At 74.8% G+C, this 14,798-nt stretch carries 13 protein-coding genes; 10 read left to right on the top strand and 3 right to left on the bottom strand.

The genetic code is table 11. From position 1 onward, the window contains the following. Positions 1 to 18: 18 nt before the first annotated feature. Positions 19 to 540, bottom strand: a complete 522-nt coding sequence (locus tag RM555_RS23880; protein ID WP_311413831.1) for a PaaI family thioesterase — start codon at positions 538 to 540, stop codon at positions 19 to 21. Between the two features lie 56 nt (positions 541 to 596). On the opposite strand from RM555_RS23880, the gene RM555_RS23875 reads away from it, so the two are divergent. The 3 genes from RM555_RS23875 (at position 597) to RM555_RS23865 (ending at position 4,112) form a co-directional block, all read left to right on the top strand. Further along, positions 597 to 1,073 (top strand): winged helix-turn-helix transcriptional regulator, encoded by a 477-nt coding sequence (locus RM555_RS23875; protein ID WP_311413830.1) that lies wholly within the window; start codon positions 597 to 599, stop codon positions 1,071 to 1,073. Between the two features lie 321 nt (positions 1,074 to 1,394). Next, positions 1,395 to 2,444: a S1 family peptidase gene (locus RM555_RS23870; protein ID WP_311413829.1), complete on the top strand. Its 1,050-nt coding sequence runs from the start codon at positions 1,395 to 1,397 to the stop codon at positions 2,442 to 2,444. A gap of 60 nt (positions 2,445 to 2,504) precedes the next feature. Then, positions 2,505 to 4,112 carry an MFS transporter gene (locus RM555_RS23865; protein ID WP_311413828.1) on the top strand — a complete coding sequence of 536 codons (1,608 nt, stop codon included), beginning with the start codon at positions 2,505 to 2,507 and terminating at the stop codon, positions 4,110 to 4,112. A gap of 33 nt (positions 4,113 to 4,145) precedes the next feature. Here RM555_RS23865 and RM555_RS23860 read toward each other — a convergent pair whose 3' ends face one another. Further along, positions 4,146 to 4,817, bottom strand: coding sequence for a hypothetical protein (locus tag RM555_RS23860; protein WP_311413827.1), 672 nt, complete (start codon positions 4,815 to 4,817; stop codon positions 4,146 to 4,148). Between the two features lie 193 nt (positions 4,818 to 5,010). Between RM555_RS23860 and RM555_RS23855 the strand changes: the two genes are divergently transcribed. The 5 genes from RM555_RS23855 (at position 5,011) to RM555_RS23835 (ending at position 10,703) form a co-directional block, all read left to right on the top strand. Beyond that, complete coding sequence (locus RM555_RS23855) at positions 5,011 to 5,781, top strand: hypothetical protein (protein ID WP_311413826.1); 771 nt, start codon at positions 5,011 to 5,013, stop codon at positions 5,779 to 5,781. Between the two features lie 123 nt (positions 5,782 to 5,904). After that, the gene (gene aspS / locus RM555_RS23850) at positions 5,905 to 7,710 is read left to right on the top strand and encodes an aspartate--tRNA ligase (protein ID WP_311413825.1); all 1,806 of its coding nucleotides are present in this window, start codon (positions 5,905 to 5,907) and stop codon (positions 7,708 to 7,710) included. Between the two features lie 153 nt (positions 7,711 to 7,863). Beyond that, the gene (locus tag RM555_RS23845; RefSeq protein ID WP_311413824.1) at positions 7,864 to 8,676 is read left to right on the top strand and encodes an SDR family oxidoreductase; all 813 of its coding nucleotides are present in this window, start codon (positions 7,864 to 7,866) and stop codon (positions 8,674 to 8,676) included. Positions 8,677 to 8,790: 114 nt separating this feature from the next. Beyond that, entirely contained in the window at positions 8,791 to 9,369 is a 579-nt protein-coding gene (locus RM555_RS23840; RefSeq protein WP_311413823.1) for a winged helix-turn-helix domain-containing protein, read from the top strand. Beyond that, positions 9,366 to 10,703, top strand: a complete 1,338-nt coding sequence (locus RM555_RS23835) for an MFS transporter (protein WP_311413822.1) — start codon at positions 9,366 to 9,368, stop codon at positions 10,701 to 10,703. Before RM555_RS23840 ends, RM555_RS23835 begins: the two co-directional genes overlap by 4 nt. Before the next feature lie 113 nt (positions 10,704 to 10,816). Here the strand turns inward: RM555_RS23835 and RM555_RS23830 are convergent, their stop codons facing one another. Next, positions 10,817 to 11,557 carry a GNAT family N-acetyltransferase gene (locus RM555_RS23830; RefSeq protein ID WP_311413821.1) on the bottom strand — a complete coding sequence of 247 codons (741 nt, stop codon included), beginning with the start codon at positions 11,555 to 11,557 and terminating at the stop codon, positions 10,817 to 10,819. Between the two features lie 165 nt (positions 11,558 to 11,722). Between RM555_RS23830 and RM555_RS23825 the strand changes: the two genes are divergently transcribed. Further along, a complete protein-coding gene (locus tag RM555_RS23825) occupies positions 11,723 to 11,944 on the top strand; it encodes a hypothetical protein (protein WP_089000992.1) in 222 nt (73 codons plus the stop codon). A 76-nt stretch (positions 11,945 to 12,020) separates the two neighbouring features. Then, the gene (locus tag RM555_RS23820) at positions 12,021 to 13,526 is read left to right on the top strand and encodes a replication-associated recombination protein A (protein ID WP_311413820.1); all 1,506 of its coding nucleotides are present in this window, start codon (positions 12,021 to 12,023) and stop codon (positions 13,524 to 13,526) included. Positions 13,527 to 14,798: the final 1,272 nt, after the last annotated feature.

Raw genomic sequence — 14,798 nt, 5'->3', positions numbered from 1 at the left:
CCACAACTGCATGATCGACTACTCGGTGGGCCGGGGGTCCAGGGGGAAGAGGAGGCAGGTCGAGGTGGCGTGGGCGATTAGGCGCGACTTCGCGTCGAGCAGCTTCGCCTCCGCCAGGGCCGTGCGGCGACCGCTCTGCAGGACGGTGCCCTCGCAGCGCAGCGTGCCGCTCGCGACGGTGACCGGGCGCAGAAACTTCACGTTCAGGTCCAGCGAGGTGTAGCCGACCCCGGCCGGCAGGGTGGTGTGCACCGCGCACGCCGCGGCGGTGTCCAGCAGGGTGGAGATGACCCCGCCGTGCACGGTGCCCAGCGGGTTGTAGTGGAACTCCTGCGGGACGAGTTCGACGGCCACCCACCCCTCGTCGGCCTCCATCCGGGACATGTCGACCAGGTGCATGATGGGTGGCGCCGCCAGCTCGCCGGCGATCATCGCGCGGAGCAGTTCCAGGCCGCCGCGCCGGCCGACGTGCGCGGCGTTGATGCCCGGGTCGGACCACGAGAAGGTACGGCTGCGCGCCGGATCCTGCATCTGTGTCATGGACCCAGCCTCGCAGCGCGTTGCTGAGTCTGTCAATCAGACCTAGCCTGGAGCGCATGAGACCCGCGGCACTGGACTGGTCGGTGGAGAACTGCACCATCGCCCGCGCGATGGAGATCCTCGGTGAGCGGTGGACCCTCGTGGTCCTGCGCGAGGTCTTCAACGGCGTCCGCCGCTTCGACGACATGCGGGTGCGCACCGGCGTGCCCCGGCAGGTGCTGGCCAACCGGCTGGCGATGCTGGTGGAGCGTGGCGTCCTGCGGCGCGAGCCCTATCGGGAGCCCGGCAGCCGGGAGCGCCACGAGTACCGGCTGACCGGGATGGGGCTCGACCTGTGGCCGGTGCTGGTCGCCGTCCTCGGCTGGGGGGACCGCTACCTGGCCGACCCGGAGGGCTCGCCGCTGACGGTCGCGCACCGCGACTGCGACGCGGAGGTCCGCGTCGAGCTGCGCTGCGAGCGCGGGCACGAGGTCGCCCGGCCGCGCGACGTGGTGCCGCGGCCGGGGCCCGGAGCGCGCCGCCGCGTCGGCTGACCGTCCGTCGCCGGGCGGATCGGCCCAGGCCGCGACGCGTGCCGTCGGTGCCGATCAACATGGTGACGTCATGGGGGCCGCCGGGTCGCGCGTACCGGATGGTGGGACGGCGGGCGAAGCGCATGGACGTACGCCTGTGTCCACGATATTTCGGGTCGGTGGCCGCGGCAGCCGGGGCGAAAAGGACAAAGCCGGGTCTTGCATACGAACTCAAGTATGTGAATACTTCAGTGTGCTCGGCCGGTACCCCCAGATCGGCAGGGCTGCTCCCGGCTCGTGTCGCCCCGGCGCGGGTCTGTCACCCCTTCTGGAGGTTGTTGCATGCGACCCACGAGGTCCTCGCTCCGTCGTGCCGCCGTCGTCGCCGCGGCCGGCGCCATGGTCGCCGGCTCGCTGATCGGCGCGCCCGCCCAGGCCGCACCCTCGTTCGCTTCGCCCGACGCCGCCGCCGGCCTGGCCGAGCGCCTCGGCGACCGGTCCGCCGGCACGTACGCCGACGCCAACGGCAAGATGGTCGTCACCGTGACCGACGCGCTCGCCGCCCGGCAGGTCAGTGCCGCCGGCGCCACCCCGAAGATCGTCAAGCGCGGCGCCAGCGAGCTGGCCCGGGCCACCTCGGAGCTGGACCGCTCCGCCAAGATCCCCGGCACCGCGTGGTGGACCGACCCGGCCACCAACCAGGTCGTCGTCTCCGTCGACAGCACCGTCACCGGCGCCAAGCTGGAGCGCGTCAAGGCCGCCGCCGAGCGGATGAACGGCGCGATCCGGATCGAGGCCGAGGCCGGCGTGCTCGGCACCCGGATCTCCGGCGGCCAGGCCATCTACGCCGGTGGCGGCGGTCGCTGCTCGCTCGGCTTCAACGTCCGCAGCGGCAGCACCTACTACTTCCTGACCGCCGGGCACTGCACCAACATCTCGGCCAGCTGGTACAGCAACTCCGCCCAGACCAACCTGCTGGGCAGCCGCGCCGGCACCAGCTTCCCGGGCAACGACTACGGCATCGTGCGGCACAACAACTCCGCCAACGCCGCCGGCAACGTCTACCTCTACAACGGCAGCTACCGGGACATCACCGCGGCCGGCAACGCCTACGTCGGCCAGTCGGTGCAGCGCTCCGGCAGCACCACCGGCCTGCGCGGCGGCTCGGTGACCGCGCTCAACGCCACGGTGAACTACGCCGAGGGCTCGGTCTCCGGCCTGATCCGCACCAACGTCTGCGCCGAGCCGGGCGACAGCGGCGGCTCGCTGTTCAGCGGCACCATCGCCCTGGGCCTGACCTCCGGTGGTAGCGGCAACTGCCGCACCGGCGGCACGACCTACTTCCAGCCGGTCGGCGAGGCGCTGAGCCGCTACGGCGTCAGCATCTTCTGATCGACCGCACCGCAACGGTTCACCGGACTCAAGCGGGCGGGCCGGGGTACGTTCCGGTCGGTGAGCGCCTCCCCGACCCCGCCCGCCGACGCCGTCACGTCCGCCTGGGCCCCGCTGCGGCTCGCCGCGTTCCGCAGCCTCTGGCTGGCGGTCCTGGCCAGCAACGTGGGCACCTGGATGCAGACCGTCGGCGCCCAGTGGCTGCTCGTCGAGGAGGCCAACGCCTCGACCCTGGTGGCGCTGGTGCAGACCGCCAGCATGCTGCCCGTGCTGCTGCTCGCCCTGCCTGCCGGCGCGCTGGCGGACACCCTCGACCGCCGCCGGCTGCTGATCGGGGTGCAGTTCTTCCTGGCCACCGTCGGCGTACTGCTGACCGGCCTCACCGCCGCCGACCGGATGCCGCCGGCGCTGCTGCTCACCCTGACGTTCGCCCTCGGCGTCGGGCAGGCGCTGACCCTGCCGGCCTGGCAGGCGGTCATCCCCGAGCTGGTGCCCCGCTCCCAGCTCGTCTCGGCCTCGGCGCTCGGGTCGATCAGCGTGAACCTGGCCCGCGCGGTCGGCCCGGCGGTGGCCGGTGTGCTGGTCGCCCGGGCCGGCGTCGCCACCGTCTTCGCCGTCAACGCGGTGTCGTTCGCCGTCTTCGCGATGGCGCTACTGCGCTGGCGGCCGGAGCGGGCCGGCGGCGACGACCTGCCGGAGCGGTTCACCGCCGCGTTGCGCGCCGGTGGCCGGTACGTGCGGCACTCGCCGGTGGTCCGCCGGATCATGCTGCGCGCCGCACTGTTCGTGGTGCCGGGCAGCGCCCTGTGGGCCCTGCTGCCCCTGGTCGCCAGCCGCCGCCTGCACCTGGGCGCGGGCGGGTACGGCGTGCTGCTCGCCGCGCTCGGCGTCGGTGCGGTGGCCGGCGCCCTCGTCCTGCCCCGGATCCGGCTGGCGCTCACCACCAACCGGCTCCTGCTGCTGGCCGGCCTGGTCTACGCCGCCGTCCTGGTGGTGCTCGCCCTGGCACCTGGCCCGGTGCCGGTCGCCCTGGCCCTGGTGCCCGCCGGCATGGCCTGGATGACCGTGCTGTCCAGCGTCAACGCCGCCATGCAGCTCTTCCTGCCCGGCTGGGTACGCGCCCGCGGCCTCTCGGTCTACCAGATGGTCTTCGCTGGCGGGCAGGCGCTCGGCGCGGTCGCCTGGGGTGCCCTCGGCGAGCTGACCAGCCTCGTGGTGGCGCTCGCCGTGGCGGCCGGGACGATGGCGGCCGGCGCGGTGACCGTGCCGCTCTGGCCGCTGCGCGAGACCCGGGGCCTCGACCGGGACCCGGCCGTCTGGTGGCCGGAGCCGCACCTGACGCTGCCCGCGGACCCACGCAGCGGGCCGGTGCTGGTGACCGTCTCCTACACGGTGCCGCCGGAGCGGCAGGCGGAGTTCGTCGCGGCGATGCGCCTGGTGGGGCGGTCGCGCCGGCGCACCGGGGCGATGCGCTGGGGCCTGTTCCGCCCGGGCGAACGGGAGGACGGCTTCGTCGAGGTCTACCAGGTGCCGTCGTGGGAGGAGCACCTGCGCCAGCACGGCGGCCGGCTCACCGGCGCCGACCGGGGCGTCGAGGAGCGGGCCCGGGCGCTGACCGTCGGGAAGATCGTGGTGAACCACCTCCTGCCGGCCGACGTGCGCGACTGACCTCGTCCTGGATCCTGCCGCCCGGCACTCCTGTCAGCGGGTCAGCCCGGCGTCGGTGAGGACGGCGAGGCCCTCGCCGAGGTCGCACTCCACGGTCAGCGTCAGCAGGTCGGCCCCCTCCACGGAGAAGGAGAGCGACTCCGCCGGTCGGGACATGGTGGTCGTGCGGCCCGGTCGGGGCTGTCGGGTCAGGGTGTCGTCGGGCTGCTTGATGGTCACGACGGCGCTGATCCGCACGGCGGACTCCGGATCCTGGCCCGGCGGGTACCAGGCCCGGAAGGTGGCCGAGAAGTCGAGGTAGCGGCGCTTCAGCGGGTAGCTGACCGAGCGGGCGCGGTCCGCGCCGTCGTTGCTCGGGCAGGAGAGCACGACCGGCTTTGGCAGGTCGGTCCGGCCGGCGAGCGCGCGCGGCAGCGGTCGCAGGTAGCCGGCGCCGGTCTCGGGCGTCAGCGCGTCGAGGTACGTCCGGTCGGGGGCGACGCTGCCGGGGGTGGCCGGGGTGCTGGCCGGCGCGGTGGCGCTCGCGGTCACCCGGGACGGGGTCGGCGGCGGGGTGGGCCGCGGGTCCTGACTCTGCCGGGGCCACTGCCAGGCGAGTACGGCGACGAGCAGGCTGGCCAGGCCGATCGCCGCACCGGTCTTCTCGCCGGGCGTCAGACCGCGCCGGCGGCGGGGGGAGTCCGTGCCGGTCGACGGCTCGGTCATGGGGGTTCACCTGCACAAGATCGATGGGGGCGGTTCATTATCCCGGCGCGGCGGTGACGCCGCGTCCCGAACGGGTGACGGGTTGCTGACAGCGATCTTGCTCCATTTCTGGGATAAATGCGCCCCGTGCCCGGCGGTTGCCCCGGCAACAGGAAGTGCGGCTGTACGGCCACCCGATGTGAGGAGCCACGAGATGACCTCGGACCAGCAGGGCCCCACGGTGTCGCCGCCTCCCGGCGCGGGCGGGCCGGCAGCGCCGAAGCCGCGCGGCGGCAGCCGGTGGCCCCTGGTGGCGGTCGGCGCCGCCGCGCTGGCCGTCGTCCTCGGCCTGCTCGCCACGGTGCTGTCGCTGCGGGCGCTCGACCAGGCCAACGACGCCCGGGACATCGCCCGGGCGGCCGGCGCGGGGCGGCCCGTCGATCCGCCGCCCGGCACCGATGCGCCGTCAGACGCGTCGACCGCGGCGACGCCGGAACCCACCGGAGCGGCGCCGCCTTCCGGGCCGACGCCCGACGGGAGCACCGAACCGTCCCTCAGCCCGCAGACCGCTTACAAGGAGAAGTACGTCGACGAACGCCTCACGCTGCGGGCCAGTTGCGACAGCAACCTGGACATCGACCTGGACAAGCCCGAGGTGCGGGTCAGCGACGGCGAGGAGCTCCGGTTCAACGCCCGCTGCGGCGGCAACTCGTCGTACTTGAACCTGGCCGCCGGGACGAAGGGCACCCAGGTCGACGCCGCGACGATCGGCGCGGCCGACTGCAACGACCGGATCGAGAAGGGCTCGATCGGCCAGGACTTCAACGTGCCCGCGCGCAAGGGCGTGGTGCTGTGCGTCAAGACCTCCCTCAGCGACGCGCAGGAGCGCGGCGACACCTGGAAGATGGCCCTGGTGCAGGTCACCGACGTCAACGACGACGGCACGGTGGTGCTGACCGTCCGCGCCTGGGACATCCCGCTGTAGGGGCAGGAACGGATCCGCGTCGCCGGCCGAACCCCACCTTGCCCTCACCCCGCAACGGGGGGCGGGGGAGGGCTGACAGAATGCCAGGGGTAACGCTGTACCGCAGATGAGGAGACGCGAGTCGTGATCCGTACCCATGACGCCGGCAGCCTGCGCGCGACGGACGCCGGCACCACGGTGACGCTCGCCGGGTGGGTGGCCCGCCGGCGCGACCACGGCGGCGTGATCTTCGTCGACCTGCGCGACGGGTCGGGCGTGGTCCAGGTGGTGTTCCGCGAGGAGGACGCGCACGCGCTGCGCAACGAGTTCTGCGTCCGGGTGACCGGCGAGGTGACCCACCGCCCCGAGGGCAACGAGAACCCGGAGCTGCCGACCGGCGAGATCGAGGTGACCGCGGCCGAGCTGGAGGTGCTCTCCGAGGCGGCGCCGCTGCCCCTGCCGGTGGACGACCAGGTCGAGGCGGGCGACGACATCCGGCTGCGCTACCGCTACCTGGACCTGCGCCGCAGCGGCCCGGCGAAGGCGATGCGGCTGCGTTCGCGGGCCAACCAGCTCGCCCGCACCGTGCTGCACGAGCGGGACTTCCTGGAGATCGAGACCCCGACGCTGACCCGGTCCACGCCGGAGGGCGCCCGCGACTTCCTGGTGCCGGTGCGGTTGCAGCCCGGCAGCTGGTACGCGCTGCCGCAGTCGCCGCAGCTGTTCAAGCAGCTGCTGATGGTCGGCGGCATGGAGCGGTACTACCAGATCGCCCGCTGCTACCGCGACGAGGATTTCCGCGCCGACCGGCAGCCGGAGTTCACCCAGCTCGACATCGAGATGTCCTTCGTCACCGAGGACGACGTCATCGATCTCGGCGAGGCGATCGTCTCGGCGCTGTGGAAGGACCTGGCCGGCCACGAGATCTCCCGGCCGATCCCGCGGATCACCTGGCACGACGCGATGGCCCGGTACGGCTCCGACAAGCCCGACCTGCGCTACGGCGTCGAGCTGACCGAGCTGACCGACTACCTGCGCGGCACCGAGTTCCGGGTCTTCGCGGGCGCCATCGACGCGGGCGGCTACGTCGGCGCGGTCGTCATGCCCGGCGGCGCGGCGCAGAGCCGCAAGGAACTCGACGGCTGGCAGGACTGGGCCAAGGCGCGCGGCGCGCGCGGCCTGGCGTACGTGGTGCTCGACGCCGAGACCGGCGAGGCGCGCGGGCCGGTGGCGAAGAACCTCTCTGCCGCGCACCTGGGCGGGCTCGCCGACGCGGTCGGCGCGAAGCCGGGCGACGCGGTCTTCTTCGCCGCCAGCACGAACACCCGTGAGGCGCAGGAACTGCTCGGCGCGGCCCGGATCGAGATCGCCAAGCGGGCCGGCCTGGTCGACGAGAGCGCCTGGGCGTTCTGCTGGGTGGTCGACGCGCCGATGTTCGAGCGCACCGACGACGGTGGCTGGACGGCCGTGCACCACCCGTTCACCTCGCCGAACGCCGAGTGGGTCAACCGGTTCGAGGAGGCGCCGGACCGGGCGCTGGCGTACGCGTACGACATCGTCTGCAACGGCAACGAGATCGGCGGCGGCTCGATCCGTATCCACCGGGGCGACGTGCAGAAGCGGGTCTTCGAGCTGCTCGGCATCACCCCCGAGGAGGCGCAGGACAAGTTCGGCTTCCTGCTGGAGGCGTTCAAGTACGGCGCCCCGCCGCACGGCGGCATCGCGTTCGGCTGGGACCGGGTCTGCATGCTGCTCGCCGGCGCGGACTCGATCCGCGAGGTCATCGCCTTCCCGAAGACCCGGGGCGGCTTCGACCCGCTGACCGGCGCGCCCACGCCGATCACCGGCCAGCAGCGCACCGAGGCCGGCATCGACGCCAAGCCGAAGCCGCAGGCCGCCCCGCACACCGGCACGGCCGGCCCGGCCGCCCCGGTGGCCGACCCCACCTGACCCCACCCGCCTTTCCCTCCGAGATCGAGCCGGGGCCCTCGCCCCGGCTCGCCCTCGTGTGTCGATCAAGAGGTTTGCGTCATGATCTGCTCGACGACGTGACGCAAACCTCTTGATCGTCCGTAAGAGGGAAGAGCGGAGGGGGGACGGGACATGAGGCTGCTCGTGGTGGGGGGCAGTGGGTTTCTGGGCGCCCAGGTGTGCCGGCAGGCGGTGGGTGCCGGCTGGTCGGTGGTGGGGACGTACCACTCGGGTCGGGCCGAGGTGCCGGGCGTCGAGACGCGCCGGCTAGACGTGACGGACCGGGCCGCCGTGCGCGAGCTGGTCGCCCGGGTCCGCCCCGAAGCCGTGGTCGGCACCCCCTACCGGTACGGCGATTGGGCGGTGACCGCCGACGGGGCCGCCCACGTCGCGTACGCCGCCGCCGAGGCGGGGGCGCGGCTCGTGCACGTGTCCAGCGACGCGGTGCACGCCGGCCGCCCGGAGCCGTACGCCGACGACGAGCCGCCCAGCCCGATCTTCCCGTACGGGGCGGCCAAGGCCGCGGCCGAGACCGCCGTGCGTGTCCTCGACCCGGGCGCGGTGCTGGTGCGTACCTCGCTGATCGTCGGGGACGGGAGCAAGCAGATCCAGCTCTGCCACGACGCGCTCGCCGGCCGGGCGAGCCTGTTCACCGACGAACTGCGCTGTCCGATCGACGTCACCGACCTGGCCGCCGCCGTGCTGGAGCTTCTCCGTACCGACTACGCCGGCCCGCTCAACGTGGCCGGTCCGGACGCGGTCAGCCGCGCGGAGCTGGGCCTGTTGGTCGCCGCGCACTGCGGCATCGACCCGGCCGGCATGAAGACCACCACCGGCGCCGCTGCCGGCGTGCTCCGCCCCGCGGAGGTGCGCCTCGACTCCACCCGCGCCGCCGGGCTGCTCGGCACCCGCCTGCGCGGGGTGCGCGAACTACTCACCCGCTGACCCGCCCGGAGTTCTGCCCGGAGCGACCCGTGCCGGGTGCGCACGCCGTCGTCGATGCACACTTTCTATGCATAACTCTTGTGCAAAGAAAGTGTGCACAGGTATTGTGCGTTCATGGAGAATGCGCCGCGCGCCGTCCACCTGGACAACCGGCAGGTTCGCGTCCTGGCCCATCCGCTGCGGCTGCGGCTACTCGGCACGCTGCGGGCGGACGGGCCCGCGACCGCGACCACGCTGGCCGAGAAGCTGGACACCAACACGGGAGCGACCAGCTATCACCTGCGGCAGCTCGCCGAGGTGGGGCTGGTGACGGAGGACCTCGACCGGGGCACCGGCCGGCAGCGGTGGTGGCGGGCTGCCCACGACATGAGCAACTTCGAGCCGACCGACTTCGACGACGACCCGGACGCCCGGGCGGCGGTGCAGTGGATCCAGGCCGACCAGGTGCGGCTGCTGGCAGAGCAGTCCGAGCGCTGGATGGCCGCCGAGCACGGCTACACCCGGGCGTGGCGGGACGCCGCCGGGATGAGCGACTCCCTGCTGAGGATCGGCCCGGCCCGGCTACAGGCCCTCAACGACGAACTGTGGCGGCTGCTCGAGCGCTACCGCGACGAGCAGGTGCCCGACGAGCCCGAGGCGGAGCCGGTGCACGTCTTCCTGGCCGCCTACCCCCGGGTGGAGGGGAAGCGGTGAGCGCGCTGACCGTACGCCAGATCCGGCGTCGCTACCTCGTGCTCTACGGCCTGCGCTGGCTACCCGCCGGGCTGCTCATCCCCGTGATGATCCTGCTGATGCAGGAGCGCGGCCTCTCGCTCTCCCAGATCGGTCTGGTCGTCACCGCACAGGGGCTGATCGTCCTGGCGCTGGAACTGCCGACGGGCGGGTTCGCCGACGCGCTCGGCCGCAAGCCCGTGCTCGTCGTCGCCTGGGTGACCTGCGTGATCTCGCTCGTGGTCTTCGTGGTGGCCGACTCGTTCTGGCTCTTCGTCCTGTCCTGGGCCCTGCAGGGCGTCTACCGGGCGCTGGACAGCGGCCCGCTGGAGTCCTGGTACGTCGACGCCACCCTCGCCGCCGACCCGGAGGCCGAGTACGAGCCTGGCCTCGGCCACGCCGGCACCGTGATCGGCGTCGCCATCGGTGCCGGCGCGTTGCTCAGCGGCGGCCTGGTCGCGCTCGGCCCGATCGGGCCGGTGAGCGCGCTGACCCTGCCGGTGCTCGCCGCCATCGCCCTTCAGACGGTGGCGTTGGTCGCGCTGCTGATCCTGCTGGTGGAGACCCGCTCGGCCAAGGGCGCCGGCGCGCTGCGCGCCTCGATCACCGAGGCGCCCCGGATGGTGGGGCAGGCGTTCGGGCTGCTGCGCCGCTCCCGGGTGCTGCTCGCCCTGGTGGCCGTGGAGTTGTTCTGGGGCTTCGGCATGGTCACCTTCGAGTCGCTGCTGCCGGTCCGCCTCGCGGAGGTCGTCGGCGACGCCGACCGGGCGGCGGCGCTGCTCGGCCCGGCCACCTCGGTGGCCTGGCTGGCGAACGCGGCCGGCGCCGCGCTGACCCCGCTGATGCTGCGCCGGCTTGGCGCCGCACCCAGCGCCGCGCTGCTGCGCGTCCTCCAGGGCGTCACAGTCGTCGGGATGGGCCTCTTCGCCGGCCCGGTCGGGGTGCTGATCGCCTTCCTGGCCTGCTACGCCGTGCACGGCGCGTCGAACCCGCTGCACATGGGGCTCCTGCACCGTCAGGTCGACGGTCCCTACCGGACCAGTGTCATCTCGCTGAACTCGATGATGGCCCAGCCGGCCGGAGCGCTCGGCGCCGTCGTCCTGACCGCCCTGGCCGACCGCACCAGCATCAGCCTCGCGATGTTCGTCGGTGCCGTGGTGCTGGCGGTCGCCGCCCCGCTCTACCTGCCCGCCTGGCGGGCCGAGCGGCGGAGGCGGTCGGGCCCGGTCAGGCCCGACGCCGCCGATCCGGTGCGGCCCGCTGACATGGCCCTGACGAGCGGGAACGCCGACGGCGGTCGGGAAGCGTCCACCTGACTTCCGCCGGGGCGGCGGGCGGTCGCCCCGGCGGTGCGGGCCGGGACCATGGCGGGGGCCGCGACCATTTACGAGCAATGGTCCCCCCGCCGACCGGGGCCGTGCCAGGCGTCTCAGGCCAGGTGCACCGAGCTGCGGGCCAGGGCGCCGGTGAAGCCGAGCCGCCGGTAGAGCCGGATCGCCCCGACGTTGACGCTGTAGACGCCGAGCGCCACGGTGTCGTGGCGGGCGAGCAGGGCCCGGGTCATGGCGGCGGTCAGCGCCGCGCCCAGCCCCCGTCCCCGCCGGTCGGGGGCGACGGTCAGTCCGGCGAGGAAGCCGATGTCGCCCCGGCTGCGGTCGGCGCCGCAGGCGACGATCCGGTCGCCGTCGCGGATGCCGTACCAGTCGACGATCCTCGGGTCGCCCGGTCGCGAGGTGGTGCTCGGGAACGCCTCGTCGATCAGAGCGGTCAGCGCCGGGTGGTCGGCGCCGGTGAGCCGGACCACCCGCTCCTCGTCGGGCTGGCGCGGCGGCGCGGCGGCGCTCCAGAGGAAGTCCCACTCGTCGTGCCGGGCCACCGCCAGCCGGTTGGGCAGCGCCGCCGGGTCGAGCCGCGGCAGGTGCAGCCACTGGCCCGGCCGCAGCGCGCCCCGCGCGACCAGGTCGGCGAAGACCTCGACCGCCGGACCGGGGGCGCCGATCGCGCCACCGCGCGGGCCGTGCTCCGCCGGCAGCAGCCAGCCCACCGCGTCGTCGCGCCGCCAGCCGCGCGGCACCTCGTCGCGGGCGAGCGCGTGCCGGACGTACGGGTGGTGACCGGCGGCCGCCAGGATGGCGTCCCGCCCCTCCAGTACCTGGTCGGCGATGATCACGTCAGCAAGCCTAGGACGGTCTCCGGCCTCCTGCCGGCGGACCCCGGTCTCCGGCCGTCGCCGAAGCCGGCCGGAGACCGGGCCGCTCCACGGTGGAGATTGGCGAGCGGACCGATTGGGTACATCCCGCGCCGACCCACTGGGAACCCCCACCGGAGGAACGTCATGCTCGCCATTCTCGCGGCGGTCGTTTTCGGCTTCGCCCTGCTCATCGACCTGCTGGACACCAACTTCGGTGCCCCGGACCTGTTCAACTGGAACACCCTCGTACTGATCGGCCTGCTGCTGCTCTCCCTGTACCTGGCCGGGGTCGGCCGGGGCCCGCGCGGCGGTGGCGGCGGCGGTGGCGGCCGCTGGTACCGGGGCCGGCGTCCCGGCCGCGGCTGACCGTAACCGATCATCACGGGTCCGGCCCGACGGCGCGCTTCCGGCGCCGTCGGCCGGGCCTTGTACTGTTCCCCTGATGGAGTCCGACGCCCTCTTCTCCCTCGGTGAACCCGCCGGAGCGCCCCCCACGCCCGCGGGTCCCGTCGGTGTGGACAGGTTCACCGCGGTGGGGGAGGACTCGCCGCTGCCCGTCCGGATGCGCCCGCGCAGCATCGACGAGCTGGTCGGTCAGGATCACCTGCTCGCGCCCGGTGCCCCACTGCGCCAGCTCGTCTCGGCCACGGCGCCGATGTCGGTCATCCTCTGGGGCCCGCCCGGCAGCGGCAAGACGACCATCGCGCACCTGGTGGCGCGGGCCACGGACCGCCGGTTCGTCGCCATGTCGGCCCTCACCGCCGGGGTCAAGGACGTGCGCGCGGTGATCGAGACCGCCCGCCGCCAGCGCCGCTCCGGCGGCCCGCAGACGGTGCTCTTCATCGACGAGGTGCACCGGTTCAGCAAGACCCAGCAGGATTCGCTGCTCGCCGCCGTCGAGGACCGCACGGTCACGCTGCTCGCGGCGACCACCGAGAACCCGTACTTCTCGGTTATCTCGCCCCTGCTGTCGCGGTGCGTGCTGCTCACCCTCCAGCCGCTGGACGACGCGGCGGTGCGCGACCTGCTGCGCCGCGCGGTCGCCGACGAGCGCGGCCTCGGCGGCGCGCTCACCCTCGAGACCGAGGCCGAGGACCATCTCGTACGCCTCGCGTCCGGCGACGTACGCAAGGCGCTGACGGCGCTGGAGGCGGCGGCGGGCTCCGCCACGGCCCTCGGCGCCGCGCGGATCGACCTCGCCACCGCCGAGCAGGCGGTCGACGTGGCGGCCGTGCGCTACGACCGGGCCGGCGACGCCCACTACGACGTGACCAGCGCCTTCATCAAGAGCATGCGCGGCTCCGACGTGGACGCCGCGCTGCACTGGCTGGCCCGGATGCTGGTCGCCGGGGAGGACGCGCGGTTCATCGCCCGTCGCCTGGTCATCTTCGCCAGCGAGGACGTCGGCATGGCCGACCCGACGGCGCTGAGCGTGGCCACCGCCACCGCCCACGCCGTGGAGTACGTCGGACTGCCCGAGGTGCAGCTCAACCTCGCCCAGGCGGTGATCCACCTGGCCACCGCGCCGAAGTCCAACTCGGCGACCACCGCGATCGGTGCGGCCATCGCCGACGTGCGGGCCGGCCGGGGCGGGCCGGTGCCGCGCGGGCTGCGCGACGCGCACTACTCGGGCGCCAAGGGGCTGGGGCACGGGACCGGTTACCGCTACCCGCACGACGACCAGCGCGGCGTGGTCACCCAGCAGTACGCCCCCGACGACCTCGCCGGCACCGACTACTACCGGCCCAGCCAGCACGGCGCCGAGCGCTCGGTCGCCACCCGGCTGCCGCTGCTGCGCCGTATCGTCCGGGGGCTGCCCGCGCCGGCCGCGCCCTCGGCGGCGGGGGTCGGGAGCGGCTCGGCGGACAACGGCCGCCGAAAGACGGACACGGGCGGCGCCGACGCGGCGCGAGAGGGCGGCAGTGACACCGCCGAGGAGGGTCAGTAGTGAAATCGCGTGGTTCGGAGCGACCGGAGGACGGCCCCGAAGAGCGGCGCGACTCCCGCGCCAAGGGGCGCCGCTGGGGACGGGGCAAGGCCGAGGCCGAGCCCGAGGAGCCGATCAGCGGCGAGGAGTTCGGCTGGATCGACGACCTGCGCTCGGCCAAGCAGCAGCGCACCGAGCTGGGGCCGGGCGGGCTGGAACCCGCCTCGCCTCCCGGCCCCCGTCCGGGTGACCCGACGGCTCCCGGCCCTGCCGGGCCGCCGCCCCACCGTGGCCCCGGTCCAGCCGCCGCACCCCCGGTGCGCCGCGCCGAGGCCGAGCCGCCGCGCTCCCGCCCGGTGGACGGACCCTGGCCCGGTGCGCCGGAACCACCCCGGCCGGCCGGCCCCGCCGCCCCCGAGGCCGTCCCCCCGCACCAGCCCGTCCGCCGCCCCCCGGCGCCCGGTCGTCCGCAACCCGGCCCGGACGGCCCGGACCGGCGGCCACGCCCCGTCCCGGGCACCCCGACGGGTCCGCAGGCGATTCCGCCGGCGGGCGCACCGGCCGGCACCGCGACGGGCCCGCAGGCGACCCCGCCCCCCGGCCCGCAGCGGGCTTCCGCACCGCATCCACAGGACGGCTTCCCGGCGCATCCGCAGGCCAACTTCCCGGCGGCTCCGCAGACCGAGCCGCGGACCGGGCCGCAGCCCGGTCCGGCCGCCGGCCCCCAGGTCGGGCCGCCGCCCGGCACGCCCCCCGGCGCTCGCGCCGGCACGCCGACCGGACCGCGTCCGGGCGCGCCCGTACCCCCGCACCCGGACGCGCCACACCCGGCCGCGCCGGCGCCCGGTCGGCGCCCCGACGGCCGGGCGGCGGTGCCAGGCGGTACGCCGCCACCGGCCGCCGCCGGGCGACCCGGCGGTGCCGTGGGCGCCGCCCGGGTCGGCGTCCCGGCCCCCGGCACCCCTCAGCCACCAGCCGGTCCGCCGACCGGCGAGCTGCGCGGCGCCCCCGCCGACGGACGTGACCCCCGGTCCGGCCGGATGCGGCGGGGCCCGGTCGACGCCAGCGTTCCCGTCCCGACGGACGGCACCGGACCCGTGCCGACGGCCGCCCCGCCAATGCCCGACGGCGACGGCACCGACCGGGGCCGACGCCCCGGCGCACCGGCCGGTCGACGCCGCGCCGCCGAGGAAGACGCCCCGCCGGTACCCGGCCCTGGCGACGCCCCGCCGGTCCCGCGCTCCGGCAACGCCCCGCCCGTGCCCGGTGCGCCCGCCGCGCCTCCCGGCGGCG

The organism is Micromonospora reichwaldensis, assembly GCF_031845925.1.
GTDB classification, from domain to species: Bacteria; Actinomycetota; Actinomycetes; order Mycobacteriales; family Micromonosporaceae; genus Micromonospora; species Micromonospora reichwaldensis.
The sequence above is the reverse complement of the archived record's forward strand: the minus strand, read 5'-3'. Positions and strand labels throughout refer to the sequence as shown.

Coding starts and splice junctions, on each gene's coding strand:
- RM555_RS23860 (WP_311413827.1), bottom strand. CDS start 4,817: ATGACCGAGCCGTCGACCGGCACGGACTCCCCCCGCCGCCGGCGCGGT.
- RM555_RS23875 (WP_311413830.1), top strand. CDS start 597: ATGAGACCCGCGGCACTGGACTGGTCGGTGGAGAACTGCACCATCGCC.
- RM555_RS23840 (WP_311413823.1), top strand. CDS start 8,791: ATGGAGAATGCGCCGCGCGCCGTCCACCTGGACAACCGGCAGGTTCGC.
- RM555_RS23855 (WP_311413826.1), top strand. CDS start 5,011: ATGACCTCGGACCAGCAGGGCCCCACGGTGTCGCCGCCTCCCGGCGCG.
- RM555_RS23820 (WP_311413820.1), top strand. CDS start 12,021: ATGGAGTCCGACGCCCTCTTCTCCCTCGGTGAACCCGCCGGAGCGCCC.
- RM555_RS23880 (WP_311413831.1), bottom strand. CDS start 540: ATGACACAGATGCAGGATCCGGCGCGCAGCCGTACCTTCTCGTGGTCC.
- RM555_RS23825 (WP_089000992.1), top strand. CDS start 11,723: ATGCTCGCCATTCTCGCGGCGGTCGTTTTCGGCTTCGCCCTGCTCATC.
- RM555_RS23870 (WP_311413829.1), top strand. CDS start 1,395: ATGCGACCCACGAGGTCCTCGCTCCGTCGTGCCGCCGTCGTCGCCGCG.
- RM555_RS23845 (WP_311413824.1), top strand. CDS start 7,864: ATGAGGCTGCTCGTGGTGGGGGGCAGTGGGTTTCTGGGCGCCCAGGTG.